At 67.9% G+C, this 26927-nt stretch carries 19 protein-coding genes and 2 pseudogenes; 4 read left to right on the top strand and 17 right to left on the bottom strand.

All coding sequences use genetic code 11. The features are described 5' to 3' along the window. Positions 1–34: 34 nt before the first annotated feature. The 6 genes and pseudogenes from fxsT to ACGFSA_RS16280 form a co-directional block, all read right to left on the bottom strand. The gene (gene fxsT / locus ACGFSA_RS16305; RefSeq protein ID WP_393304643.1) at positions 35–4357 is read right to left on the bottom strand and encodes an FxSxx-COOH system tetratricopeptide repeat protein; all 4323 of its coding nucleotides are present in this window, start codon (positions 4355–4357) and stop codon (positions 35–37) included. Then, positions 4357–5418: an AAA family ATPase gene (locus tag ACGFSA_RS16300; protein ID WP_393304641.1), complete on the bottom strand. Its 1062-nt coding sequence runs from the start codon at positions 5416–5418 to the stop codon at positions 4357–4359. Before ACGFSA_RS16300 ends, fxsT begins: the two co-directional genes overlap by 1 nt. Beyond that, positions 5415–6908, bottom strand: coding sequence for a hypothetical protein (locus ACGFSA_RS16295; protein ID WP_393304639.1), 1494 nt, complete (start codon positions 6906–6908; stop codon positions 5415–5417). The genes ACGFSA_RS16300 and ACGFSA_RS16295 overlap by 4 nt, the downstream gene beginning before the upstream one ends. A 243-nt stretch (positions 6909–7151) precedes the next feature. Continuing rightward, positions 7152–7259: pseudogene (locus ACGFSA_RS16290) on the bottom strand (pectin esterase); the annotation flags it as partial. Between the two features lie 89 nt (positions 7260–7348). Continuing rightward, positions 7349–8602: a cytochrome P450 gene (locus ACGFSA_RS16285; RefSeq protein ID WP_393304637.1), complete on the bottom strand. Its 1254-nt coding sequence runs from the start codon at positions 8600–8602 to the stop codon at positions 7349–7351. Then, a complete protein-coding gene (locus ACGFSA_RS16280; RefSeq protein WP_393304635.1) occupies positions 8599–9903 on the bottom strand; it encodes a cytochrome P450 in 1305 nt (434 codons plus the stop codon). Before ACGFSA_RS16280 ends, ACGFSA_RS16285 begins: the two co-directional genes overlap by 4 nt. Positions 9904–10231: 328 nt before the next feature. Here ACGFSA_RS16280 and ACGFSA_RS16275 point away from each other — a divergent pair, with 328 nt between their 5' ends. Beyond that, complete coding sequence (locus tag ACGFSA_RS16275; protein ID WP_393304633.1) at positions 10232–10582, top strand: hypothetical protein; 351 nt, start codon at positions 10232–10234, stop codon at positions 10580–10582. A 45-nt stretch (positions 10583–10627) separates the two neighbouring features. Here ACGFSA_RS16275 and ACGFSA_RS16270 read toward each other — a convergent pair whose 3' ends face one another. The 11 genes and pseudogenes from ACGFSA_RS16270 to ACGFSA_RS16220 all read right to left on the bottom strand — a co-directional run bounded on the left by ACGFSA_RS16270 (position 10628) and on the right by ACGFSA_RS16220 (position 21276). Then, the gene (locus ACGFSA_RS16270; protein WP_393304631.1) at positions 10628–11395 is read right to left on the bottom strand and encodes an amino acid ABC transporter ATP-binding protein; all 768 of its coding nucleotides are present in this window, start codon (positions 11393–11395) and stop codon (positions 10628–10630) included. A 7-nt stretch (positions 11396–11402) separates the two neighbouring features. After that, entirely contained in the window at positions 11403–12191 is a 789-nt protein-coding gene (locus tag ACGFSA_RS16265; RefSeq protein WP_393304759.1) for an amino acid ABC transporter permease, read from the bottom strand. Between the two features lie 50 nt (positions 12192–12241). Continuing rightward, positions 12242–13072, bottom strand: coding sequence for an ABC transporter substrate-binding protein (locus ACGFSA_RS16260; RefSeq protein WP_393304628.1), 831 nt, complete (start codon positions 13070–13072; stop codon positions 12242–12244). Positions 13073–13257: 185 nt separating this feature from the next. After that, positions 13258–13822 (bottom strand): annotated as a pseudogene (locus ACGFSA_RS16255) (AAA family ATPase); the annotation flags it as partial. A 195-nt stretch (positions 13823–14017) separates the two neighbouring features. Next, positions 14018–14350 carry a hypothetical protein gene (locus ACGFSA_RS16250; RefSeq protein WP_393304626.1) on the bottom strand — a complete coding sequence of 111 codons (333 nt, stop codon included), beginning with the start codon at positions 14348–14350 and terminating at the stop codon, positions 14018–14020. Positions 14351–14617: 267 nt separating this feature from the next. After that, complete coding sequence (locus ACGFSA_RS16245) at positions 14618–16066, bottom strand: hypothetical protein (protein WP_393304624.1); 1449 nt, start codon at positions 16064–16066, stop codon at positions 14618–14620. A gap of 209 nt (positions 16067–16275) precedes the next feature. Next, positions 16276–17946, bottom strand: coding sequence for a DUF6119 family protein (locus tag ACGFSA_RS16240; protein WP_393304621.1), 1671 nt, complete (start codon positions 17944–17946; stop codon positions 16276–16278). Positions 17947–17987: 41 nt separating this feature from the next. Then, on the bottom strand, positions 17988–18596 hold the full coding sequence (locus ACGFSA_RS16235; RefSeq protein WP_393304619.1) for a hypothetical protein: 609 nt from the start codon (positions 18594–18596) through the stop codon (positions 17988–17990). 379 nt (positions 18597–18975) lie between these two features. Beyond that, positions 18976–19299, bottom strand: coding sequence for a hypothetical protein (locus tag ACGFSA_RS16230; protein ID WP_393304617.1), 324 nt, complete (start codon positions 19297–19299; stop codon positions 18976–18978). 92 nt (positions 19300–19391) lie between these two features. Beyond that, complete coding sequence (locus ACGFSA_RS16225) at positions 19392–19955, bottom strand: hypothetical protein (protein ID WP_393304615.1); 564 nt, start codon at positions 19953–19955, stop codon at positions 19392–19394. Between the two features lie 94 nt (positions 19956–20049). After that, entirely contained in the window at positions 20050–21276 is a 1227-nt protein-coding gene (locus ACGFSA_RS16220) for a DNA sulfur modification protein DndB (protein WP_393304613.1), read from the bottom strand. A gap of 216 nt (positions 21277–21492) precedes the next feature. Between ACGFSA_RS16220 and ACGFSA_RS16215 the strand changes: the two genes are divergently transcribed. From ACGFSA_RS16215 to ACGFSA_RS16205, 3 genes are all read left to right on the top strand, one after another. Continuing rightward, positions 21493–23643 (top strand): N-6 DNA methylase, encoded by a 2151-nt coding sequence (locus tag ACGFSA_RS16215; RefSeq protein WP_393304610.1) that lies wholly within the window; start codon positions 21493–21495, stop codon positions 23641–23643. A 78-nt stretch (positions 23644–23721) separates the two neighbouring features. Further along, positions 23722–25731, top strand: a complete 2010-nt coding sequence (locus ACGFSA_RS16210) for an N-6 DNA methylase (RefSeq protein WP_393304608.1) — start codon at positions 23722–23724, stop codon at positions 25729–25731. Then, positions 25728–26927, top strand: a complete 1200-nt coding sequence (locus ACGFSA_RS16205) for a hypothetical protein (RefSeq protein ID WP_393304606.1) — start codon at positions 25728–25730, stop codon at positions 26925–26927. The genes ACGFSA_RS16210 and ACGFSA_RS16205 overlap by 4 nt, the downstream gene beginning before the upstream one ends.

Raw genomic sequence — 26927 nt, 5'->3', positions numbered from 1 at the left:
CGGCAGTTCTTCCTGCGGATGCGCCGCGCACCGGTCAGACCGGCAGCGGTGCGATGTCGCATTCGATGCGCTGGTGCAGGCGTGCAGCTGCCTGCCAGGGATGGTTGTCCCCCAGCACCCGTGAAAGACCTTCGATCGCTACCGCGTTGAGCCGGTCGGCCTCCGCCGACCGGCCCAGGCCCCGGTGATCGAGGGCGAGGTTGGCCGTGCAGACGAGTGTCAGCGGGTGATCGGGGCCCGCGGTCTCGGTGAGCCGGGGAAGAATGGCGGCATCGGCTTCCTGGGCGCGGGCGAAGTCCAGCCGTGCGTAGTGATTGTTGGCCCCGCTCATGGCGGCGGTGAGGGTGTTGATGTGGTGCTCGCCCAGCCCACTCTTCAGAAGCTGCCACGCCTGGATGTCCAGGGTTTCGGCCTGGTCGATCTCCCCGAGCGCCCGCATCGTGGCCGCCAGGTTCACCTTGGCGGACTGCGTGTTCGGATGACGGTCGCCGAATACCGCCCGATAGGCGGCCAGTGTCCGCTCCCCCAGCTCCCGGGAGCCCGCGAGATCGCCGTTCATCCTGCGCTCGACCATGGTGTGGACCGCGGCGGCAAGGGCGTCCATGTTGTTCAGGCCGTACCGGGTGGTGAACCGGTCGAACGTCTGCTCCGCGAGGGCCGCTCCTCCCTCGACCACACCGGCCCTGCGCCGGCACACGGCGAGGTTCAGGGCCGCGCGAATGGTGGCAGCGTTGGTCTCCCCGAAGTGGGTGACGAACGCCTGGTAGTTGGACTCCTGGAGGGCGCGCGCGCCGAGGTAGTCACCAGCCTCACGAATGTCGATGGCGAGGCCGTTCAGCGTGTTGAGAGTGAGGCCGCTCGCCGGCCCGTAGAGAAGCTCGCGCTGGCGCACCGTCTCTTCGTCGAGCTCCCTCGCGGTCTCGAAGCGGCCGCTCGCCCGTAGTGAGACGCAGTAGTCGTGCGCGGCGCTCAGGGTCGTCGGATCCTCGGGACCGAACAGATCACTGGCCCTGGTGAAGGCCTCCTCGTCGAGATCGCACGCCGCCTGGATCTCGCCCCGGTGACGCAGGGCCCCGGCCATCTGCCACATGGAGTCGATGAGTTCCTCGTCCGGGATCTGCGCGCCGCGCGAGATCGCCAGGGCGCGTTCGTTGTGGGCGACCGCCTCCTCCGGACGACCGAGAAGCCGGAGATAGAAACCGAGCAGCTTGGTGACCCTGATGACGTGCAGGTCCTCGTCGCCGGACTGGGCGCGCCAGGCGGTCCACGCCTGCCGGGCCTGCGCCGCGCCCGACTCGTGCGCGCCCCAGTAGTAGAGGAAGAACACCATGTCGTAGACGAGGTCGCGGACCCATGGATCGGAGCTCTCCACCGCTCCGGAGGCGATTACATGCGGCAGGATCGCCTGGTAGGCGGGCCACTGGTCCGGGGACGCGGGGGCGCCGGGCTTCGCCGTGGTGAGCAGCAGGTGGGCCGCTCGTGTCATCTTGGCCCGCTCCTCGGGATCCAGCCTGGCCACGATGACGTTCTGCATCAGCCGGTGCATCTGCAGCGTGCCAGTCTTGTGGTCCAGCCTCACCAGGGACAGCTTGCTGAGGTCGCGGGTGGCGCGGGCGAGCAGCAGCGGGTCGCGCAGGACCGGGTCGAGCTCCGGTGTGATCTCGACGTTCCGGCCGCCCCTGAGCATGTTCAGCGGGATGGGCTCCGGCGCCATGCACGCGCAGATCTCGAGGAGTTGACGGGCCGCCGGGTTGTCCTGCGACAGGCGTCCGAGCGAGATGTCCCAGACTGCGGCGACCGGCAGCGGGTAGTCGGGGGACGGGTCGAGTTCGAGGATCTCGGGCCGGCGCTGTTCCAGCAGTTCGAGGTACTCGTCCACGGGCATGCCGGTGGCGGCGTGCCATGCGCCCGCCTGTTCGACAGCGAGCGGCAGGTCGCCCAGGGCGGCGGCGAGCCGGCCCGCGTCCGTGCTGCTCAGGCCCCGGGCGCGGCGCTGCAGGAGGGTGATGCTCTCCTCCCGGTCGAAGACGTCGACGCTGAGCGGAGTCGCCACCCGTTCCCACTCGCGGTTGCGCGAGGTGACGATGATCTTTCCAGGGCCGCCGTTGGGGAAGTAGGCCCGCACGGCCTCGATGTCCTCGGCGTTGTCGAAGACCAGCAGCCAGTTGTCGAACGGTTTGCCGGTACGGAGCGCCTCGCGCACGGCCGGGACCGCGGCGTTGGCCTGGGGGCCCACCTCCAGGCCCAGGCTGCGGGCAAGGTCGGCAAGGGCGCCGAGAATCAGGTTCTCCTGTTCCGCCGGAATCCACCAGATGACGTTGAACTCGCCGCTGTGGCGGTACACGTACTCGACGGCGATCTGGGACTTGCCGACACCGCCCATGCCGTGCAGCGCGTGCGGGAGAACGGCTGTCGTCTCGTCCTCCTGCAACTGCCGTTCGACAGCGGCCAGAAGGCTCTCGCGCCCAGTGAAGTTGGGGTTCTTCGGCGGTACATTCCCCATGATCTTCGGCTGGCCGGTCCGGACGAACCGCGTCTCCGGTGTCGTGACTTCCACTCTCGGGTCATCCCTCCGGGCATCCTGGTCATCTGTTACGGGTGTCGTGCGCGACACGGATCCTCCTGGTGAAACGGCCGGATGCGACCGGGGCGCGTGGGCATTCACATCAAATGCCTCTTTATCATCTTTGGTCGCCTCCGTTGTCTGCCCCGCACCGCGCAGCCGGTCGGTCAGGCGTGCCGCCCGGTTCCGGTACGGCAGCCCTCCCAGGGCGCGCAGTACGGCCAGCTCGATGCGGAGCCACGTGTGGCCGCCCGTGGTGTCCGGGAGAGCCGCTTGCGCCGGGTCCCGCAGCGCCGCCCGGAGCCTGATGCCCTGCGCCTGGCCGGCCCGCGACTCCGCGACAAGGCCGACGGCCCGGGCCAACTGGGTGCGGTTGCTGGTCGCCAGCAGCGCCTCCCGGACGCCTTCGGCGAAGTCGGGGCGGCCCTCGCCGTCGCGCTCCCAGTCGATGAGGCCGCCCATGAGGATCTCGGCCAGATGGTCGGGCCCTGACTCGGGAAAGACCCGGTCGCGCAGCTCCTCGATGACATCGAATCGCAGCGGGGCGACGGCCAGCAGCACGGCCAGCTGCCGCGCGAGCGGACTGGCCAGCGAGACGAACTTGCGTACGGCGGCTGCCGCCGCGCGCGGCCCGTCGATCCTCGGTGCCCGCAGACCCGGCGCCGGCACGCCCTTGGCCATCGCTCCGGCCAGGACCACCGGGAGCGTACGCCGGACACCCCGTTCACCGGTGACGAGATCGACCCAGGCCCGGAACGAGCCGGGGCGAAGGCTGAGCACCGGAACCGGTACGGAGCCGTCGTCCTGGTCGGGCAGCAGGTGCGCCTGGTCGGGCACGCCGTGGGGAGGACGACAGAGGAAATGCCGGTTGAGCGCCCCGAATCCGGCCGCGTCCAGCTGGGCACGGAAGGGGTAGAGCGAGGACCTGTGGCGCAGATACGGGGGAAGCAGATGAACGAGGGCCGTGGGACCGCCGGCCGAGAGCCGCCCCAGCAGTTCGTCGGCTTCCCGCCCGGCCCAGCCCGCCGCCAGCCCGTCGGTGACGACGAGGAACAGCCGTGACCCGCGTCCGTCGAGCAGCTCCGCCGGGTCGGCGCGCCGGTCGCCCGGCCAGCGCAGGACCGGCATGCCCCGCCCGGTGAGCTCCACCTCGACCGTACGGACGTCGCGGAACGCGCCGCTGCGCACCGCCTCATCGGCCAGTCGGCGCACGGTGCTGCTCCACACGGGCATGCTGGGCGCATTGTCGACGAGCAGCATCAGGTCGAAGGCGCGCTCCTGAACGGGCTCGAGGTAGGGAATCCACAGCCCGTCGCTCAGACCGCACTCGGCGGTGCGCGGCTCGTCGAGACGGTTCAGGTAGCGCGAAGGCACACGTCGGCCGAGCCCCCTCAGCGCCTTCGCCAGTGGCAGCGACACCACGCGTCGCACCGGTCGCGGCGCCGCCGGAAGCACCGCCTTCGGCAGGCCGCTCCGGGTCTCTTCGACGGCTTTCAGCGCCAGCTCTCGCGGGTCGATTCCGATCATGCTCCCGGCGGCCACCACGTCCGGCGAAACTTCACCCGAAGGAGGGGCGGCGACATCGGAGGGTACGCCCGGCTCCGGCTCACCGGATAACTGTTCAGGGGTGTCCGGCTCCTGGCCCGAGGTCCGTCCGGACACGTGCCATGCCGCGGCCAGCCAGGCGGCGTCGGCGATGTCCTGCCAGCTCGGGCCGCCGTCCGCGTCATGGGTGGCGGTGTGGCTCGACGAGGCCGGCACGTCCGGAGCACGCTCCCGTGGCGAGCCGTTCATCAGCGGCCTTTCGAGAGGTCGCGGAGCAGCATCTCAATGAGCTTACGCCCGTCCGCATCGGCCTGGAATCCGTTGGCCGTGGTGAGTTGCACGGCGTTCAGGAGCTGATCCACCGACTGGGTGCCCCCGCCGTGCAGCCGCCTCTCGAACTCGTCCACCAGCACTTCGACTCCCTCCGGTCGTTGACGCAGATGGCTGACCACGATGGCAATCAGCTGCTCCCGGCTGGGCGGGCGCATCTCCAGTGGCAGGCAGCGGCGCCGGAAAGCGGCCGGGAATTCACGTTCGCCGTTGCTGGTGATCACGACGACGGGGAATTCCACACACTCGACGCGGCCTCCTCGGACGACGGCCCGGCGTTCGGGATCGTCGGTGAAGACCGACACTTCCGCCGCGTTGGTGCGCACCAGTTCCGGAATGTCGAAGCTGCCGTTCTCGAGGACGTGCAGCAGGTCGTTGGGCAGATCGATGTCGCTCTTGTCCAGTTCGTCGACCAGCAGGACGCGCGGTCGCTCGTATGCGAGCAGCGCCGTGCCCAGAGGGCCGAGGGTCAGGAAGTCCCCGAGGTCGGGCGCGCTGCCGCGGTCGCCATCCGGCACATCGGCCCGTGTCTCGCCGCCTGCCCGCCAGGCCGCGATGGCCTGCGCCCGCCCGATGGCGTCGTACTCGTAGAGCCCGCCGCGCAGCGTCGTCCGGCTGACAATGCTCCACGGCAGCACCCGCCCGAGCCCCAGTTCACGGGCGATCAGATACGCGAGGGTCGACTTGCCCACCCCGGGCGGTCCGGTGATCAGCAACGGACGGCGCAGCAGGAGCGCCGCGTTGACGGCGTCGATCTCCTCCTCGCGCAGCTGCGGACCGTCCTGTACGACCCCGAGGCGGCGCAGGGCGGCCTGCGCGTCGTCGGGCGGCGCCGGCTGCAGGGGGCTCCCCGAGAAGACTCTCCAGGGCGGCGGGGACGGAAGCCCCGGAGGCTCTCCGGCAGGAGCCTGTCCCGTTGCGTGGAACACCCTCCAGGAAGGCGGTATCACAGACAGGGCGGTCGAGTCCTGCTCGGTCATGCTGTCAACTCCTCACAGTCGACAAGGCGGTTGGGATCGTCCCAGAAGAACGCAATGTGTCTTCCCAAGAGCAGGCTGCCGCCATCCAGTTCCTCAGCGCTTTTACGTAACTGACCTACTTTGGAGGCCAGTTGGGCCGGATTGTGCCCGAGCAACAGCGTCAGCACCTCACCCGACTGCGCGGGACTGTCCGGCCTGCGGTCCCACGCGGCGAGGCCCACCCCCTCGGCGATGGCGGCGGCGAGCGCCTCCAGACCGTGGCCGGGCAGGGCGGGCACGTCGAGTATGACCGCGGTCAGCTGTGGCTCCGATGCCAGCGTGGCACGCCAGCGGTCGAGTTGCCCGGCCTCCGAGCTGCGCCAGCGGAACGCCTCGGCGGCACCGGTCGTTTTGAGCCGCTTCCATCGGGCCCGCCACCGCCTCAGCTGCCCGGGGTCACGGGTTCGCATACGCTCCAGACTCCGCAGGTGAATATGGTAACGAAGGCCTATCGGCAGCGCGTCATGAGAGCGCGTACCCAGTTCGAGTCGAGCCATGTCGTGATTGAGCAACTGGAACGGAAGTACGAACTCGACCTGTACGGGAGGTTCGCTTTCCGTGTCCGGCACATCGGCCCATCGGGCCTCACCACGGTGGATGGCACGTTCGACCGCCACCGCCAGGGTGTCGAGAGTCGCGCGCTCCACAGCACCCGCCACCGGCTCCCAGTAGCCCGGTGCCGCATTGACCCAATGACGTACGTAAATATCGGCCGAACCGTCATCGGCGGGCTCCACCATCACGACGAGAGAGCGTGGCACTTCCGGGTCGGTCCTCGGCAGAGCCGCGATCGCGCGCCGGCGTTCCTGAAGCGCGCCCACCGCATCGGCACCGGCCTCAGCGGCCCATCGGTCCGACCAGTCCCTGAGCCTCTCGCCGAGAATCGCCCCCTGGTCGATGGCGATCACCTCCACCAGAACCACAGCCGGGGGCAGTCCGTCAGCCTGGGCGTTGACGTCCCGCAGATAGTCGAAGCGCCGGAGGGGGCTCAGCCCGTAGGGAATGTCGACGCCGAGCTCATGACCGAGGATCGCGTGCACGCGGCCGTCGTCGAAGTCCCGGACTTCGGCGAGTAACCCTTCGATCTCCTGAACAGCGGTGTCAGCGAACACCAGGGGCAGCTCGGCGACCGTCTCGTCGGGCCAGGCGGTTTCGGCGAGCCTGGCCAGCCGCGCCGAGTCCTCGGGGCCGGAGGCGACACTCACACCGAAGACCAGCGCGTCGAGTCCGCCTTCACGCAGCAGGACATCCATGACCAGGGACAGCATGTCGACGCGCGGGTTCTTGCGCAGGTAGTTGATCTCCATCCGGAGCTGCATCGCGACCAGCGCCACGAAGTGGATGCACTGATCCGGATCGCGCACACAGTCGAGCGCGCATAATTCGTCGACCAGCGCCCCGACCAGATACGGATCGGTCTCGCGCGGCCCTTGCGGCACGTGTGCCACCACCGACCATCCCCCGCTGAGCCGGTACTTCCTCCACCACAACTGATCGCGAAGCTATCACGTCATATCTTCAGCAACCAGGCTCATTGCAGGGCCCGTTGACCCCTTCCTCGCCCTCGTCACCCGCTGTGTCGAAGCGCTTCGACACGGGTTATGCCGTACGGCCGCCGGGTCGGGGCGGCCCGCTCCCACGATGGGCCGACCGTGCCCGCGAGCACACGGGTCGGTGCACCGGATGGACACTCCTTGATCGGCCGCCGCGCTGGGGGCTGTGCCGCATCCGGCGGAGCTGCCGTCCCACCGCTTCTTCAGCGTGATCACCGACGTGCTGATCACCGCGCCGACCCGGCCGAAGGTGCCGCCGCGGTCGGGCCCTGTTCCGCGCCGGCCGCCCCCGTCGCCCCGAGATGCGGGACGACGGCGGGCAGCCTGTGCTCTCCCGTTCAGCTGCCCAGCAGCACAGGGAAGGACTCCATGTCGTTCTGCGTCATCACCGGCAGCTTACGGAGCTCCCCGTCCGGCACGGCGAGCTTCAGCCCGGGAAAGCGGCCGAACAGCGCGGGCAGGGCGATCCCCGCCTCGACCCGGGAGAGCGCCGCGCCGGGGCAGATGTGCGGGCCGTGACCGAAGGTCATGTGGCGGATCGGCGTGGGCCGGGTGATGTCGAAGGCGTCGGCGTCCGCCCCATGCTGCTCGACGTCGCGGCCGATGACCCGGTAGGAGATGACGACGCCCTCCCCCTTGGCGATCACCTGGTCGCCGACCTGGATGTCCTCCGTCGCGAACCGCATCAGCAGATGGGTGGTGGGGGTGTCCCAGCGCAGCGTCTCCTCGATCACCGTCTCCCACGGGATCTCGCCGTCGAGCACCATGCGCAGCTGGTCGGGGTGGGCGAGCAGGGCCCGTACCGCATTGAGGATCAGCCCGATGGTGGTCTCGTGGCCTGCCGCCACCATGGCCTTGAGGTTGCCGACCACTTCCTCCTCGGTGAGCGGCTCTCCGCCCTCGTCGGCCAGGATGAGCGCACTGGTAAGGTCATCCGTCGGCTGCGCGGTCTTCTTGCGGACGAGCGCCGTGTAGAAGACGTCCAGTTCGGCGAGCAGGGCCAGCCGCTCCTCCTGCGGGGTGAGCATGGAGAAGAAGGCCTTGTACCTCTGCGTCAGCATGGGGTACTCGGCTTCGTCCACACCCATCAGCATGCCGACCACCCGCATGGGCAGCGGCTGGGCGAACACGGACTTGAGGTCGACGACACCGCCCTTGCCCTGCTCGGCCAGGGCGTCCAGCAGCTCCTCGGTGAACTTCTCGATGTCCGGGCGGATGTCCTCCAGCCGGCGTGGTGTGATCGCCTGGGAGGTCTTGGCGCGCAGCCGCCGGTGCTCCGCACCGTCCACGGTGAACATGGACCGCCCGGCATCGATCATGCCGATCAGCGGCCAGGCGTGCGTCACCGCACCGCTCTGCCAGAGTCCCCAGGCGTCGAGGTCCTTCACCAGGCGCGGGTCGACGAGCAGTTGACGCGCCTCGGCATGCCGGGTGACGGTCCAGGCAGGAACCCCGAGGAGCTCGATCCTGGCGAGCGGCCCGGCGTCGCGCAGGCGCGCCGTCTCTCCGTCCAGGTCCTGGACCATGGGGTCGATGACCACGGCCCCGTCCCCCGGAGTGGCCTCGTGAGCGGCGGCGTGAGGACAGTTCAAGAGAAGTCTCCTGTCATGCGTACGGGCGTGAACTGGACGGGCAGCGAGGTCATCCCTCGCAGGAAGGCGGACTGCCGCCGGACGAGCGTCTGCGCGGGCACAGCGAGGGCGAGGTCGGGCAACCGGTCGAGGAGCACCTCGATACCGGTACGGGCGATGGTCTCGGCGATCTCCTGCGCGGGGAACGGGCAGCGGTACTCGCCGTGGCTGAAGGCCAGGTGGGCGCTGTTGCCGCCCTGTCCGGACATTCCCTCGGTGGCGATGCGCTGCCGTACGTGCGGGTCGGAGTTGGCCGCCCCGAGGCCGAGGAGCAGCATGTCCCCGGCGCGGATGTCCCGGCCGGCGAGCCGGGTGTCGCGGGCGGCCCAGCGACCGGCGAGGATCTGGGTCGGACTCTCCTCCCAGAGAACCTCGTTCATCGCCTCGGCCACACTGTGCCGGCCCCCGGCCAGGGAGTCGGCGAACAGGTCGTCGGTGAGCATCAGCCGCAGGGAGTTGCTGATCCAGTCGGCGGTGGTCAGATGTCCGGCGGCCGTGATGGCCATCAGGTCGAGGACGTATTCCTCGTCGGTGAACGGTTCGTGGTAGGCCAGCATCCTGGAGGTCACGTCGTCTCCGGGCACGGCACGCTTGGCCGCGACCAGCCGCTGCATGTGCTCCCCGAACCGCACATGCGCACTCTGCGCCTCGGGACCGCCGTCGGCGAGGTCCTTCAGCACCCGTGCGATGTCCGCTCCCTCCGCGTCCGGGAAGCCGACGAGCCTGGCGAGGACCAGGACGGGCAGCGGCTCTGCGAATTCGGCCACCAGATCGGCCGTTCCGCGCGTACAGACGTCGTCGACGAGCCGGTCTGCCAACTCCTCGCAGTGGCGCCGGATCTCGAAGGGATCGGTGCGCTCCAGGGCCGGCCCCACCATGTCGGCGTGGCGGCGGTGCTCGGCGCCCGCGGTGAAGTAGATCGACGGCATGGGGCGACCGACCATCGGGAGCAGTGGCCAGTCCTCGGGAATGTTCTCCCACTGGTTCCACAGCCCGACGTCCCGGGGGAACAACTCGCCGTCACTGGTGACCTGGTGGAGTTCCCGGTATCCGATGACCAGCCAGGCGGGGAACCCGCCGGGCAGTTCGACGGGGACGACGGGCCCGTGATCACGTCGCATGGTGCGGTAGAGGGCCTGGGGCTCGGTGTGGAATTCGGGACCGCTGAGCGGCACCGCGGCCGAGCCGTGCCGTACCGGACAGCCGCCGCCGGTGGGGGTCCCGGGGTCGGGCGCGGGTACGGCGGAAGAGAGGCGCGTCATCGAACTGACTCCTGTGGCGGCGGCTTCGCGTTGCGGAACCATGATCAACGCGGCACCACTATAGGGATGTCGAATGAAGATTCAGGCATCAATCACGAACGATCTCGACACTTTGGCGATCACAAAAGGAAGACAGCGAAGCACGTTTGATCACAACTGGGGTGAACTCCCCCAGTGCACCGCTCCTTCGGCACCGTCGGCCATCCCGCCCCTGGACCGTTGACATGCACCTGCATGAGGGTGAATTCTCGCGCGAGATGTTGCGCGATCTCACGCATGTTCAAGCATTTGCAAACATCCAGTGCTTGGTTCGAAAGGGATGCATCCCGTGCGAAGACTTCAACACCGGTCCCGCTGGACCGCCCTGACCATGACGGGGCTCGTCGCCGCCCTGGCCGCCGCCCTGCTCGGCGCCCCGGCCGAGCCCGCCCACGCGGCGACCCCCGCGAGCGCCGTACTCGACGAGGCCCACAAGAGCGTCACCTGGCAGAGCCCCGTCTACCCCAAGGGGACGGTCGGCGGCCCGGGAGTTCACCGACCCGGCCGGCACGGCGATCATCCGCAGGCAACCCGCCCTGCAGGCCCGCTGTCCGCCGCGATGCCACCCGCGATCAATGCCGCTCGTCGTTGTCCGACGCGGCTGCAGCCCCGCCTGCCGCGGCTCACCCCCTGCCCCTGACCAGGCGGTGTGCCTCGGCTCGAGCGGCGGACCCGTACGGATGTGTCAGGCCTCGGGCCGCACGGCGTCCGGGTGCAGGACCCGGGCGAGGAAGGCCTTGGTCCGGGGGTGCTCCGGCCGGGTCAGTACATCCTCCGGGGCGCCCTCCTCCACCACTCGGCCGTCGTCCATGAAGACCACGCGGTCGGCGACGTCGCGGGCGAAGCCCATCTCGTGGGTGACGACCATCATCGTCATGCCTTCGTCGGCCAGGGTGCGCATGACCCCCAGTACGTCGCCCACCAGTTCGGGGTCGAGCGCGCTGGTCGGCTCGTCGAAGAGCATCAGCCCGGGCCCCATCGACAGGGCCCGCGCGATGGCCACACGCTGCTGCTGGCCGCCGGAGAGCTGGGAGGGGAAGCTGTCCTCGCGGTCGGCCAGGCCGACTTTGGCGAGGTTCTCCCGGGCGACGCGGCCGGCTTCCTCCCTGCCGCGTCCGAGAACCCGGCGCTGAGCGATCGTCAGGTTGTCCAGGACGTTCAGATGAGGAAAGAGGTTGAACTGCTGGAAGACCATGCCGATCCGCCGGCGCATCGCGTCCAGATCGATGTCCGGATCGGTCATGTCGACACCGCCGACGGTGACCGTGCCGCTGGTCGGCTCCTCCAGCAGATTCACACAGCGAAGCAGGGTCGACTTTCCCGACCCCGAGGGGCCGACGACGCATACGACCTCGCCGGAGGCGACCGTGAAGTCGATGCCGCGCAGCACTTCGACGTCGCCGAACGACTTGTGCAGCCCCTGAATCTCGATTGCCGCAGTCATGTCCGCCATCCCGTGATCACCTCGCCTGTGCATGACGGGCCTCGAGGCGCCGTACGAGATAGCCGAGCGGGACAGTGACCAGGAGGTAGCACAGGCCCGCGACGAAAATGGGGGTGGTGTTGGCCGTCGTACTGGCCAAGTCTCGCCCGAACTTGGTGAGTTCACGCTGCTGTAGCGTGACGCCCAGGAACAGCACCAGCGAGGAGTCCTTGAAGAGCAGGACCAGTTCATTGGTGAGCGGCGGCACGATGATCCGGAAGGCCTGAGGGATCACGATCGACCGCATCGCAGTGGCGTGCGACATGCCCAGCGTGCGCGCCGCCTCCAGCTGGCCGCGCGGTACGGCCTGGATGCCCGCTCGGATGGTCTCCGCCATGTACGCGGCGGAGACCAGACCGAGGGCGCAGGCGACCTGCCCGTACGTCTCCCCGGGGAAAACGATCCCCGGGAAGGCGAGCGGAACACCCACCCCGACGAAGATGAAGATCAGCAGGGCAGGCAGGCCGCGGAAGAACTCGATGTACGCCATCGCGAGCCAGCGGTACGGCGCGACGGACGACAGCCGCATCAGAGCCACGACGACGCCCAGGACGAGTCCGACACCGAAGCCGGTCAGCGTGTACACCACGGTGTTCAGCAACGCGACCGTGATGAGTTCGGGGAAGAGCCGCCGGGCGACCGACAGGTCCAGAAACTGCTCCTGGAGCTGCTGCCAGTCGGCCAGCGCGCCCACGACCACCACGGCGACCACGAAGACGGCGTACTGCACCCCGCGGGAGATTCGACGACGGCGGCGCGGCGACATCCGGGGCCGCGCAGCCGTCTCCTCCTGGTCCTTACCGGTGATCAGGGTGGTCACTGGGCGTCGACACCCTTCGGCATGGGCCCGATCCACTGCTCATACAGCTTCTTGTACGTGCCGTCGGACTTCGCGTCCTTGATGGCCTGGTCGATCGCTGCGAGCAGCTTGGGGTTGCCATCCTTGCGGACCGCGAAGCCGTACTGCTCACCGGTGTCGAGATTGCCCACGATCTCGAACTTGGCCGAGTTGGCGGGATCCTTGAGCCAGTTCTGCACGACCGGGTAGTCCTGCACGATGAGATCGACCTGGCCGGTACGCAGTCCGTTGAGCTCGGCATCGGAGCTCTCGAAGGACTGCGGGTCGGCGCCGTGCTCATGGGCGAAGTCCTCGCCGGTGGTGGAGGACTGTGAACCGAGCTTGAGCTTCTGCTGGGTGATGTCCTCGACAGTCGCCGCCTTGACGCCCTTGCGGGCCAACAGGGCCTGGGTGGCGTCGAAGTACGGTACGGAGAAGTCCAGGTTCTGCTTGCGCTCGTCAGTGATCGTCATGCCGGCGGCGGCCACGTCACAGACACTGGCATTGAGGTCGGCACCGGTCTTGATCGTCTCGAACGACTTGTCCACGACGACCTGCTTGACACCCAGGTCCTCGGCGACCAGATCGATCATCGAGACATCGAAACCGACCACCTTTCCGTCCTTCTCGGACTGGAAGGGTGGGTACGGCAAGTGCGTACAGGTGGTTATCTGGCCGGACTTGATCAGCTTTGCACCTTTGACGGTCGCGCCATCACCGCTGCTGCTACAGGCACTGAGCGGGAGAGCAAGCGCGACGGCCGCGCATATCGCGGCGATCCGGCGGGAGGGCAGGCGGGACGAGCTCATGAGAGTTCCCCTTGTGCACGAAGGACGGACTCGCGGACGGAGGTGAGGACGGACTCGCGGATCGACGCCGAACCGCGATCAAGGTCCGCACAGAATGTCGGAGCACCGGCCGAAAGTCCACCCTGCCCGGGTGGTACGGGACTTCGTCCCGCTTCACTCCGGGGGCTCACCCCCGGGGCTGCTGGGATCAGGAAGTGCGGGATGTGCCGGTTGCCCTCGCGACGCCCGATCGGCGAGCTCACGCAACGGCCCCGCGGTCAACCGGAAGGCTACCTCCCGGGTTTCGGGGTCCTCCTGCGGTCTGAAGCCCTCGAAGAAGTCCTCGTAGGAATACGAGGGATGGAACTGCACGAGCTTCACCTGCTCCGGCCCGCCCCCGAGGAACTCCGCGAGCTTCAGGGCCAGGAACGTCTTGCCCGTGCCCGGCGGCCCGTACAGCACCAACTGCCGGTCGTCCCAGAGCAGATCACGGATCTCCCGCAGCCATTCCACACCGTGCACCAACAGATCAGCCGCGAGCTCCTCCCCCGGCTCGGGCAGCTCCAGCTCGCGCCGGGCGTTGATCGCCGGAGTCTCGACGCTCGGGTCGCGCTCTATGGCCTCCACCTCGTCGGCCGGCTCCTGATCGGTCAGCCCGAGTCCGGCGATGAGCGGCTGAACAACCGTCAGATCCACCACGTCATGCTGGACGGACAGCTTCTGCTGGAGTTCCTCGGGCAGCTCGTCGTACGCGTATCCGGTGCTCTGCCAGTGGGCGAAGCTGGAGCCGCTGCTCCCGGTCGGGAAGAAGTCTGGACGGCCGCCGGTGCACTGAACCTGGGGCAGGAGTTGTTTCGTTGCGGAGCCATTCAGCAGCGGGGAAGCGCGCGCCGGGGCACCGGCCTGGTCTTGCCGAACGTCAAGTCCGGCCGGAACGCCGGACGCCGTCTTCCCACAGCTGTCCAGTCAGTCCCCCGTCGGCGCCGTGGGCCGCTTCCGGTCATGGGCCTCCAGTGCTGCGCGGGCCCCGTGGACCACCTCGCCGTGACGACCTTGGGCCTGCCCCAGCGCCAGGTCGATCGCCAGCCGCACCTGGGGTGCCTCCCCGTGGGCATAAGCAATGCCGGAGCTCTTCTGCCGGTTGCTCACCGTGATCAGCGTCCGGGCCATGCCCTCATGATGTTCATGGTGGAGCCACTTGCCGTAGGCCCACTCCCGTCGGCCGGCCACACCCGCGAAGAGGACACGCTTGTCGGTGACGGCGATCTCGCCCACCCACGTGTTCTCCATGTGGCTCACGCCCTGTCGCGTGCGGACCTCCACCAGCGACGCAGACGCGACCAGGAGCACGCGCTCGTCCCGCTTGCGCGCACCCCAGCGGAAGTCCGCCGCGCTGTACTCCGTACCCCGTAGTCGACGTACGAAGTCGTGGTCGGCCGCGAGCCTGTCCCGGGTTCGCTGCCAATCGGCCAGTTCGCGCTCGTATGCCTGCTGAGCACTTCGGAGCGCTGCCCGGCGACGGCGCGCGTCGGCCTCCTGACGTGCCGCTCGGACACGGGCCGCACGCTACTCGGCGGCCATCCGTGCGTTCTCCCGCCGACGGGCCCACCACGCGATGACCGCTCTGCGCCGCCGCCACAACAGAAGTCCGCCGAGAACCAGGACCAGCACGACGCCGGCCGTCCGCAGCAGGGCGTTGCGGATCTGTGCGGTGGTCCAGTCGTCCGAGACGTGGACGGTGAGATCCGTGTGGTTGACGTTGCCGTGGGCATCGGTAAGCCGGGCAATCAGCCTGTGGTTACCGGGCGCCGCGTGCCAGCGGAACGTCCGGCGCTCCGCACCCAGGGTGACGGTCCGCTTCTCGCCCGCGCCGGACAGCGCCAGGCGGGCGCCCCGCTCGCCGGTCACGGTGAGGACTACGTCGCCGTACTTGGCACGTTCGGCGTCGTACTCAAGCTTCAGTGCTGGTGGAATGGTGTCCACTGTGAAGGTGCCGGAGCTCCCGGTGCCCGCGCGTCCGAAGGAGTCATTCAGGTTCACCAGCACACGGTGGGAACCGTCGTCGACCGAAATGGACACAGCGGCGCGCCCGTCGCTGTCGAGCCGCACGGGCTCGGACTCGCCTTCGGTGGAAACGATACCTGCCGCACCGGGCGGCCCAGTGACCTCGACCTGCGTCGTTCCTCCGCCGACCGGAGGCTGGACACGCACCTGGGGCCGGAGCTCTTCCAGCGACACGGTGGCGGCAGCCTCGGTACGCGTCCGGTTGCCCACGGCGTCCCTCACCACGGCAGTGAGCCGGTACGAACCGTTGGGGAGCCAGAGCGAGCCCCGCACCATACCGTCGTCACCGACCGTGCCGCTGAGCTGTTCCTTGCGGCCCTCGACACTCACTTCGTACCGTGCGCCCGCTTCGGCCTCGAAGGAGACCTGGACCGCACCCGTCACCGCGTCGGCCGCAGTCACGACCGGCTTGCCCGCCTCGGGCCGGCTCGCGTCGACGGTTACGGAAAACTCCTCGCTCGCCTCGCTCGCATTGTCGGCCGAATCGACGGCCACAACGGAGTAGGTGTGGTCACCGTCCTTCGCGTTGAAGGTGACTGTCTGCGCTGAGCCGGTGGCCGTGGCTCTGCTCACGACCGAGTCCTCGGCGTCCCGCACCTCGATCCGCGATCCCTTCTCGGCGGTCACGATGACAGTGACGCGGCCACCGGCCACGGCCTTCGCGCTCTTGGTCCTCGGCCGGTCCGGCGCCTCGATGTCGTCGGCTTCCTCGTCTTCGGCTCCGGAGCCGGAGCCGGAGCCGGAGCTCGGCAGAGAGCTGTAGCCGCAAGAGGTGAAGTACCCAAGGTCCCCACAGACGTAGGACCCGGTGTCGGACGGACAGGAGTGCCAGCGGTGGCACCCGTCCCGGTGCGCCGCCGCGGGCAGCGCACCGAACCAGAGGACGGTCGACGCGATGAGTAGCGCGAGTACGGCGTTAAGGGCACGACGAAGGCAGGTACGTATCTGCACGTGGCTGGTCCCCCCAGCTCAGCGACGGCTCAATGCACGCCGGATGCGGGATGATGTCAGACAATGTGAAGAAACTGCAAGTTGCTTGTGGAGAAGGTCGGCTGGCTGATCCGGTCATGCAGGCGGCGGTTTTGGACGGTGTTGCACAAATGCCGGGATTCCGGCCGAACCAACAGCCCGGACGCGGCTCCCGCCGCGTCGCCCCACCGTCAGCGCCGGATCGCGACAATCTCCACCCGGGCGTTCATCGCACGCAGTTGATGGACTGCCTGGAGCAGCGACACCTGAGCGAAGGCGAAGAGCGAGTTGACGGTGATGTCCTGACCGTCCTTCAGCAGGATCGCGTAGACAAGGGTGACGGCACCCAGGTCCTCCTGGACGGGATGGTTGGGGTTGTGCTCGGCAAGGGCGGCAAGGAACTTGGCCCGCACCTGTGGATCGTTGCGCAGCACCTCGACAGCCACCCGGCCCTGCGCGAAGAGGTGGTTGAGTGGGGCAGTTTTGTCCTTTGCCTGCTTGACGCAGATGAGCTGGTTCCGTGGCCCAAGGACGTCACAGATCTCCAGGCCGCCACCGCGGAACTTCGGGGTGACGATGCTCTTCTTGTCGAAGAGGGTGTAGCCCTTCTGCTCGGCAACGTCGATGTTGTAGGCGCCCTCGTCTCCCTTGGACCACGGGGGCATCGTGACGCTCGGCTGACGATCGAACAGTTCGGTGAGCTCCTCCTCGATGGACGTGAGGTAGTCGGCGCCGATCTCGTACCAGCGGCCCTGGCAGTAGAAGTAGCGCCCCGCACCCATGGGCACATCGGCAATCAGCCAGCGATGGCCTGAGGTCTTGCCGCTGGCGGGCAGCTCGCCATCCGCGTCGCTGAACATCTGCACCTGGACGTCCTTGAGTGCCTTCAGTCGGTTCCCCGCAGGACGCTCATGCACGAGGGCCAGGAGGTCCTTCAGTTCCAAGTCCGGTGTCTGCTCGGAACGGGCGCCCTTGGTGATCCGATAGGTCTGCGCGCCCGCATAGTCGTCCAGGCACTCACTGGGAACGCTGACAGCAAGACGAGGGCTCGAGGTGTCTGCAAGAAGCTCCTCCAGGCGGGCCTCCAACCGCTGCACTACCTCGTGCTTCCCCTTCAGCGCACGTATGCGGTCAATGAAGTCGAGCTCGGGCAAGGGGTCCGGCCGGGCACACACTTCCTCGATCGCGTGCAGGTCCTTGAGGAAGTTCGCCGGACTGGTACCCAGCGGAAGTTGGATGGTGCTGTCGCTGCTGACCACACGCACGGTGCGGCGCTTCTCACCATCGAGGTACGTCAGGGGCAGTGTCGATACCATCCCGCTGATCTTGGTGATGATGGCTCCGACCCGCTCGATACCGAAGTCGCCGATGCGTTCACCGCGAGAAGTCGCGTTCTCGTCGGTGCGTCCGCGGGCGTCCATGATCTGCCGGCGCACAAGGAGAATGTGGTCGTCGTCGAGGCAGCGTGTGGCGAACTCGAGTCCGAAATCGGAGTCGAGACGGAACGGGTCGATCATGTGGTGGCCCACTCCGTAGGTAAGGGCGTACACCGCTCGCTCCGTGCGCACGAGTACCAGGCCCGCTGCGGCGTGGTTCGCCTCCTGTACGGAGATGCCCGTCAGCCTTTCCACTACGGCGCACCAGTCGGCTCGGCCTCGTGTGATGGTGCCGGACACGACAAGCCCTTCGATGCCATCGTGCTCGAAGGTGTGGGTGCTGTACCCCTCGCGCTGCAGGTGGTGTTCCAGGACGAGTTCACGGAGATCGAGTCCCGGGCCTTCCGGGGTCTTGAGCCGGTACAGGGAGCACTTGCGGGTATCGGGAACGGGCTTCTCGGCCTGCGGCTTCCGCGGCGACGCCATAGATGTTGCCTTTCACGCTGAGGAATCGGTGCATGGTCGGATCAGCTGCCGAGGGTGAGGGCAATGTCGCCTCCGCGCAGGTCGGCTTCGGTCTTGGTGATGGCTCCGCGGTGGGAGACTTCGATACGGAAGAGCTTGGAGCCGGCCGGTATGTCGTGGACGGTGAACTTGAACATGCAGGTCTCGCCCACGACCTCGCCCAGGGCGAGGCTGTCGGCGGCCACCACGGAGCCCGAAGCATCGGTGACGGTGACTTCGGTTCCGGCCTTCAAGTCCTGGTAGCCGCCCTTGCCCATGCACTTCTTGCCGCCGGAGAGGAATCCGTCGGAGTCGGCGAGGAAGATGCTGCCGGTGGTACTGAAGGTGCGGGGGCCGCCGAGGTCGACCGCGGTGAGCGTCCATGCGAGGCCGACCAGCGCGGCGCCTGCGGCAGCACCGACCGCGAGAGCGGGGACGGCTCGCAGGGTCCGAATCCGGGTAGCCAGGGTGCGGCGTGAACCCGGCTGCACGGTTGATCGCGTCGCGGCGGATGCGTGCACGGTCCCCGGCACCGTCTGGTCATCGGATGACTCGGTCCCCGCCGGTTCGGACGCGATCGGGAGCTCACCACTGCTGTCCGGTGAGGGAGAGACGACTGTGCGGTCGGGCATGGTGGTGATTCCTCTCGCGGTGCTTGCTCACGGGTGTCGTACAGAAGGTGCGGACAGCCGACACACAGCCAGGGGGCGCTGGTGGTCGGCGAGGGCGCGCCGATGGCCCCCAGGGGCACCAGGCGCGGAAGTTCAGTGCGCGGGACGGTGCCGCATACGCAGCGCAGACCGAGCTCGGCCAGCGAGTCGGCGGCTTCGTTCAGCGGGTGGCCGACGTGCGCCTTCTCGTGGACGAAGGTCAGGCCTGGGGTGTACTCGGCAAACAACTGCAGCTGGAAGAGGCTGGGCTTGCGGCCCTGGGAGCGCAAATGAGTGTCGTACCCCGCGGGCATATCCATCCCGCCTCCCTGGCCATACGGGCGGTACTGCGGGTGATTGGTCAGCCTGTGGTGCCGGCCTGGATTCGGGCGTACAGGGTGAGGAAGAGTTCGAGCTTCTCGGCCTCCTCCCCGGTCACCTGTCCGGTGGCAAGACTGTCGCGGGCGTCGTGGTGGGCGCGGCGCAGGTGGCCGGTGTGCTCCAGGTGGTGCCAGAGGAGGCGGAAGGTCTGCTGGTGGTCGTAGAGGCTGGTCTCGTACGACCGGGTGGTGATGTGCCGGGCCTGGGCCATCAGGGCCTGGAAGCTCTCCCGGTCGTTACCCTTGAGCAGCTGTGTCAGGTGGCGGTGATACACAGCCAGTTCCGGCTCACCAGTCGTGTCCAAGCGGTCCCTCCCCTTGCCGATGCGTCGTCTCTTCGCTTGTCGCGGCAGCGATGGTCATGCGGAAGCGACGGTGGAGGTGATGCGCCGGCCGGTCAGCCGACCTTCTTCCACTCCTGGCAGCGCTGGGTCTGGAAGTACTCGCCCTTGTTGAGCGTTACCCGGCCCGGGCCCTCCAGGTTGTTGTTGGCGATGATCGCGTCGAACTCTCCGCTGGCGTCCTTGAGCCGGGCCCAGTAGCAGCCGAATGAACCGTCCGAGCCCGCGGTCTTGTACGTCCCTGCCTTGATGTCCTCGCCGACCAGGTACTCACCATCACCGCTGAAGCTGGTGGCCGGACCGGGCTCCTGGGTCTTTTTCGGCGCCTTCGGCTTGGCGGTCACCGTCTTGGTCACGGTCGGCGCAGGACCGGCCTCGGCGGTCTTGGTCGCGGTCACCGTCGGCCCGGGCTTCGCGGAGGCGCCGGCCTTGGTTTCCGCGTCGGCGTCCCCGCTGGAACCGATGCCCGTGCCGATGAGGAGGGCGACGCAGGCAACAGCGCCGTGCGTAAGCCATGCCTTGCCGCGCGAGTGCTTGTCCGGCGAGGGAATCGGCGGGACCGGGACGGCGGGCTGGAGTGTGTTGTACGGTCCGGGGCCCTGATACTGCGGAGTGTTCATGGCGTGCTCCAAGTAGGCGTGATGCCAGGTTGGTTTGGGATACCGGGCGCGCCGGAACGGCGGGCCCGGTTGATGCTGTGTGTGAGATCCGGTGCTACTGACCGCGGATCCTGCGGCCCGCCTCGGTGGCGGGGTAGAGGATCGCGTCGGCGACGCGACCGCCGGAGTCCTTGACGCCGCCGCTGAAGTTGAGGCGTCCCGTGGCGCTCGCCTTGGCCGCGACGCCGTCCCAGTAGCGGGCCTCGCGGTCCCACTGGATGTCGGCCAGGAGCCGGTGCAGTTCCTCGGCGCCCAGCGCGTTCATCGGGTCGGACCACGGGGTGGCCTGGTGCACGGCGATGCCGAGGCCCGCGAGTACGGCCGGCGCGGTGATGGCGCTGCGCGAGGCGAAGTGCGGGAAGTGGTCGGAGATCAGCCGGGCCAGCAGCGGGACGACGCTCCCCTCCACCCGCTCGGAGTTCGTCCCTGCGGGAAGCTCGTCCTCGTGGACGGTCTCCGCCGAGCGGGACAGTCCGGCCCGCCCGTAGATCGCGGTGATGACGAGGGCGCGCAGCGCAGAAAGGGTGACGACCTCCGGGTCGGTCTTGCCGACCTGCCGCTTGCTGGCGTTGACAAGCTTCGTGAACGGTACGAGCTTGTCGTCGACATCGACCTTCACAGCATCGGCGAGACGGTGCGCGAGCCGGGTCGCGAAGTCCCGCTGGTCCATGGACATGGCCAGGTTCTTGGCGACGACGACGCCCTGCACGTTGCGGTCGTAGAAGATCTGCCGCGCGTCGGCGACGGACAGGTCCACGTACAGCTCGAAGGGGACCCGCACCTGGGCGAGTTCGGCGTACGTGAGTCCGTACCTCTCGGGGTCGTCGTAGAGCTCGTGCCAGGCCGTCGTCTGCGTCTCGCCGTCGATGGCGACCACGCACGTGCCGGGCGTGATGGTCAGGGTCCGCAGTCCGGTGCCGGGCAGCAGCTCGTCGCTGAGAGCGGCGAGCGGTCCGGCGTGCCAGAACGTGATCGGCGGCGTGGACCAGCCGGCACCCAGCTCACCCTTCACGCCGTCGGCGATGTACTCGGCGTACGAGCCGACGTTCTTCCCCTTCTGCGTGGACTTCAGCGCCCGCTGCACCAGGGCCCGCAGCTCGGCATGGCGGCGTACCGCACCGGCCGCGGCCTTGAGTGTCTTGGTGTCTTCCTCGCGGCGGGGCGAGGGGACGAGCTGGACGAGTGTCGGCACGGACATGGTCCCGATCACGGCGTCCGCACGGAACGGCATGACGGTGAGCTGGATTCCTTCGACGACCGTGGTCGGCAGGGTGATGTGCATGGTGTGTCCCCCCTCGGGATCAGAAGCGCGGTGCACGTCTCGGCACCGCGCTACCGGCAGGGCAGCGAGCACGCCACGGGCTCATGCCGTGACGAGTGCTGCCAACCGGAAGCTCAACCAGATAAGAATCACCATGAAAGCACTGTCAAACAGCTTGACGGATTTGACGCCCGCTGTAGGGTGTTTACTGTTCGCTCTCGAGAGGCCCAGGAACCCATGCCACAGCCATCAGCCCAGGTGACCGCCGCCGAAATCTCCCGTATCGCGGGTGTCACGCGCGCCACCGTCAGCAACTGGCGCCGTCGGCACGAAGACTTCCCGGCCCCGTCCGGCGGCACCGACACCAGTCCGCTCTACGACCTGGAGGCGGTACGGGGATGGCTGGAGGCGCGCGGGCAGTCGTCCGCCGCCACACCGTCCGAGGAGCTGCGTACCGTGCTGCGGCTCCACGGGGCGGGGTCCGGCGTCGCGGCACGCCTGTTCCCGCTCGTCCTTGCGGCTTCACGGCGCAGCGCGGACGAGCTCACCGCTCTTGATGAACTGCCGGACTCCGACGTCATCGCCCAGGCCGACAGCGCGACAGCGGAGCTGGCCGGCTCGGTCCCGGAGGCGGAGGCCGTTCACTTCCGTACTGACGACGTCGGCGCTCTCCGTGCCTTGATCCGCTGCGTACGCGATGAGGGCCCCCAGAGCACTCTCGACGTCCTCGCCGAACGTGAACTGGACGACACGGCTTCCAGCGGTACGTATCAGACACCTCTGGGGCTCGCAGACCTCATGGCACGGCTCCTGCCGGGTCGCACGGCACGTGTCCTCGATCCGGCGTGCGGCAGTGGCACTCTGCTCGCGGCAGCGGCCCGGCAAGGCGCGACCGAGCTGTACGGCCAGGACTCGCTGCCCGTACAGGCTCAACGCAGCGCCGTACGCCTGCTGCTGTCAGCGCCCGCTGCGCGGGTCACCGTGCGCGCGGGAGACACCCTGCGTGCCGATGCCTTCCCGGAGCTGAGGGTCGGCGGCGTGCTCTGCAATCCGCCGTACGGCGATCGCGACTGGGGGCACGAGGAGCTCGCGTACGACCAGCGGTGGGCCTACGGTGTGCCGCCGCGGATCGAGTCGGAGCTGGCCTGGACGCAACACGCGCTGGCGCACCTTGAGTCCGGCGGCTATGCGGTGATGGTACTTCCGCCGGCCACAGCCGCCCGTGCCTCCGGCCGCCGTATTCGCACCGAACTCGTACGCAGCGGCGCGCTGCGCGCCGTCGTCGGCCTGCCCATCGGCGCCTCCGCGCCCCTGCACATCGGCATGCACGTATGGGTCCTCCAGCGCCCCGAGCCGGGTGGCACGGACAGCAAGTCCGTGCTGTTCGTGGACGTGAGCGGAGACCAGCGCGAAGGCCCGCCGAGCTCACCGCGGGACGCGTACTCCCGGCTGCGGCACCGTCGCACGGGCGTGGACTGGAACACACTGTCCGACGAGGTCCTCGGCCACTGGACCACGTACACGGACGACCCGGAGTCCTTCACCGACGCACCCGGCATCGCGCGCGCCGTTCCGACCATTGACCTGGTCGACGATCTAGTCGACCTCACTCCGGCCCGGCAGGTGCGTGCCGCACCCGTCGACATCGATCCGGCAGAGGTGGCACAGCGCACGGAAGAACGGCGCAAACTGCTCGCCGCTTCCCTCAACGTCCTGGAGAGCGCCGCAGGTTACGGGCCGTGGAAGGCAGCCGCGGAGTCCTCGCGGGCGTGGCGTACGGCTACCGTCTCGGATCTCGCCCGAGGAGGTGCACTCTCCTTGCTGCGGGCGGCAGTCCCTGCCGGCCGCGGGGATTCCCGAACCGGGAGCCCGGACACGGACACCACGGAACGCCCGGTGCTCACCGCGTCCGACATCGGCAGTGGCGCACGCCCGTCGGGCACGGCGGAGGACCTGCGTACCGATGCGGCGCATACCGTCGTCGCAGGTGATGTGCTCGTACGCGGCATCGCCGGCGACAACGGCATCATGGTCCGCGTCGCGGATGAGGCGGACGCCGAAGCCCTGCTCGGCCACCACATTCACCTGCTGCGGCCGGACCCGGCACGGCTCGACCCATGGTTCCTCGCGGGGTTCCTCGGCGCCAAGGACAACATCGCCGGAGCCTCCACGGGCAGCACCATCCTGCATGTCTCGCCGGGCAGGCTCCGTGTACCGCTGCTGCCGCTGGAGGAGCAGCGGCGGTACGGGGCGGCGTTCCGCCGCGCCTACGAACTGCGTACCGCCGCGCGCCGGGCGGCTGAGCTGGCCGAGGAGACGGCGCAGGCGCTGCTCACCGGCCTGACCGCCGGGGCGCTACTCCCGCCGTCCGAGAGCCCGTTGGCCTGAACGGCAACACCGCCTTCACATATCGACCACACTGGATCCCAGCCGCCACCAGCCGGGCGGGCCATCGAAGGGAACGCGTTGAACAGCAGTAAGCACACGGAGCTGGCGAACCATGCCTGGTCCGTCGCCGATCTCCTGCGCGGTGACTACAAGCAGTCCGACTACGGCAAGGTCATCCTGCCGCTCACGGTGCTGCGCCGCCTGGAGTGCGTCCTGGAGCCGACGCGCGACAAGGTCGTCGAGACCGTCGCCAAATTCGCGGGCCAGGAGATCGACACCGACCACTTCCTGCGCAAGGCCTCGGGCCACTCCTTCTACAACAAGAGCGAGCTCACGCTCAAGAAGATCGCGGCCGACCCACAGAACGCGGCGAAGAACCTGCAGATCTACGTCGGCGCCTTCTCCGAGAACGCCCGCGAGGTCCTCGACAAGTACGAGTTCAACCAGCAGGTCAGGAAGCTCGACAGCGCGAACCTGCTCTACCAGGTCATCGGCAGGTTCACCGACCTCGACCTGCACCCCGATGTCGTGCCCAACCACAACATGGGCTACATCTTCGAGGAGTTGATCCGCCGCTTCTCCGAGCAGTCGAACGAGACCGCGGGTGAGCACTTCACCCCGCGCGAGGTCATCAAGCTGATGGTCAACCTGCTGGTGGCGCCCGACGCGGACGCCCTCAGCCTGCCCGGTGTCGTCCGCACGGTCATGGACCCGGCCTGCGGCACGGGCGGCATGCTCAGCGCCGCCGACGACCGCATCAAGGCCCTCAACCCGGACGCGACGGTCGAGGTGTACGGGCAGGAACTCAACCCCGAGTCCTGGGCGATCTGCCGCTCCGACCTCATGATCAAGGGCCAGGACCCGGAGAACATCCGCTTCGGCAACTCCTTCTCCGACGACGGCCACGCCCGCCGCACGTTCGACTACATCCTCGCCAACCCGCCGTTCGGCGTGGAGTGGAAGAAGGTCAAGGAGGAGGTCGAGTACGAGCACAAGTCGCTCGGCGACGCCGGCCGCTTCGGCGCGGGCCTGCCACGCATCAACGACGGCTCGCTGCTCTTCCTCCAGCACATGATCTCGAAGATGAAGCCGGTGGACGTCAACGGCGGAGGCGGCTCCCGCATCGCCATCGTCTTCAACGGCTCCCCGCTCTTCACGGGCGCGGCCGAGTCCGGCGAGTCCAACATCCGCCGCTGGATCCTGGAGAACGACTGGCTGGAGGCGATCGTCGCCCTCCCGGACCAGCTCTTCTACAACACCGGCATCTCCACGTACTTCTGGATCCTCACCAACCGCAAGGACGCCGACCACAAGGGCAAGGTCGTCCTGCTCGACGCGCGCGACCAGTGGCAGAAGATGCGCAAGTCGCTCGGCGACAAGCGCAAGGAGCTCGGCGACGGGACGAACGGCCGTCCCGACCACATCGCCGACATCACCCGGCTGTACGCGGAGGCCGTGCACGTCGCGAAGGACCCCGAGCACCCGCTGCACGGCAAGGTGAAGCTCTTCGCCAACGAGGCTTTCGGCTACCAGCGCATCACCGTGGAGCGGCCGTTGAAGCTGCGGTTCGAGGTAACGGAGGAGACGTTGGCGGCGCTGGCGGAGGCCAAGCCGGTGGCGAGGCTGGAGGGGAGCGAGGAGTTCGTGGCGGCGGTGCGCACGCTGCTCGGCTCGTCCTGGGCGACGAAGTCCGAGGCGTTCATCGCGCTCAAGGACGCGGTGGTCGCGGCCGGTCTGACGTGGCCTGCGGGCGCGCCGTTCGCGAAGGCGGTACGGGAGGCGGTCGGGGTACGGCACCCGGAGGGTGAGGTCCAGAGGGTCAAGGGGGCCTCGGAGCCGGATGGGGACCTGCGGGACTACGAGAACGTTCCGCTGGGGGAGGACGTCGAGGAGGACCTCAAGCGCGAGGTGCTGCCGCACGTGCCGGACGCGTGGATCGACCATACGAAGACGAAGATCGGGTACGAGATCCCGTTCACGCGGCATTTCTACGTGTACAAGCCGCCGAGGCCGCTGGCGGAGATCGATGCGGAGCTGAAGTCGCTGGAGGCGGAGATTCAGGCGCTGCTTGGGGAGGTGACGGAATGAGCTCCGTCCGCATCAAGTCCATCGTGCGCAACGCCGTAGAGAAGTCGGATGGCTCTCCGGAGCCGTTTCTCGGCCTGGAGGATCTTGCAAGCGGGACAGGTTGCCTGCTAGTAAATGAGTTGCCCCTCAAGGCAGCCGAGGACAGCATCAGGCATAAATCTCACGACGTACTTTTCAGCAAGTTGCGCCCTTACCTGGCAAAGTCATACCTGCCCCAGGTACCTGGAACTGGAACCGGAGAACTGCTAGTCCTCCGACCTAGCGGACTCATCGATGCCAAGTTTCTGCTGTACGTCACACTGTCGCAGCCATGGGTTGAGTGGGCTAATACCACAGCATATGGAACCAAGATGCCCCGCACATCCTGGGAACTCATGGGTGACTATCGCACGTGGCTGCCTCCGCTGGAGGAGCAGCGCCGCATCGCTGCCTTCCTCGACGCCGAGACCGCCCGCATCGACCACTTGGCTGGTCGTTACCAAAAGTTGTCAGATTTGGCGGTTGAGCGGGCACGAGCAGTAATCGACAGGGCTTTGAATGGGTTCTCCGCAGAATTTTCTGTCCCAGCATCTGCTGTCTGTAGCGCCATTGTGGACTGTGTGAACAAGACAGCCCCAACGTCGACGGAGGTCACGCCATACAAGATGATCCGAACTTCCAATATTCGGAACGGAGACGTGGATCTATCGGAGACTTTCTCCGTGGAGCGTCGAGTATTCATCGAGTGGAATCGTCGCGGCGCCCCCCGAAACGGAGACATCCTCTTCACGCGCGAAGCTCCGCTCGGGCAAGTGGGCATGTTGCGCACGGACACCTCGGTCTTTCTCGGACAGCGCATCGTGCTCTATCGGGCAAATGAAAATGTAATCAAGAAGGAGCTGTTGCTCTATAACTTCTTGGGATCACACATGGACAGGCAATTGCGGCTCCTCGGTGCAGGTTCGTTGCACGAGCACATGCGTGTTGGAGATTGCCTGAAGCTGCGCATCTACTGTCCGCCACGTACACAGCAAGATGGACTCGTGGCAGGAATTGAGGCCGGTAGGGCAAAGAGCCTCCGCCTCGCCAAGCTCGCAAAGCGACAGCTTGCTCTCCTCGCTGAGCGCCGCCAAGCCCTCATCACCGCCGCCGTAACCGGCCAGTTCGACGTATCCACCGCCAGCGGACGCAACGTGACGGACGGAGTGAGCGCGTAG

The sequence above is a fragment of the Streptomyces sp. NPDC048496 genome, assembly GCF_043200055.1.
Taxonomy (GTDB): Bacteria; Actinomycetota; Actinomycetes; order Streptomycetales; family Streptomycetaceae; genus Streptomyces.
This window is presented reverse-complemented; position numbering and strand designations above follow the sequence as displayed.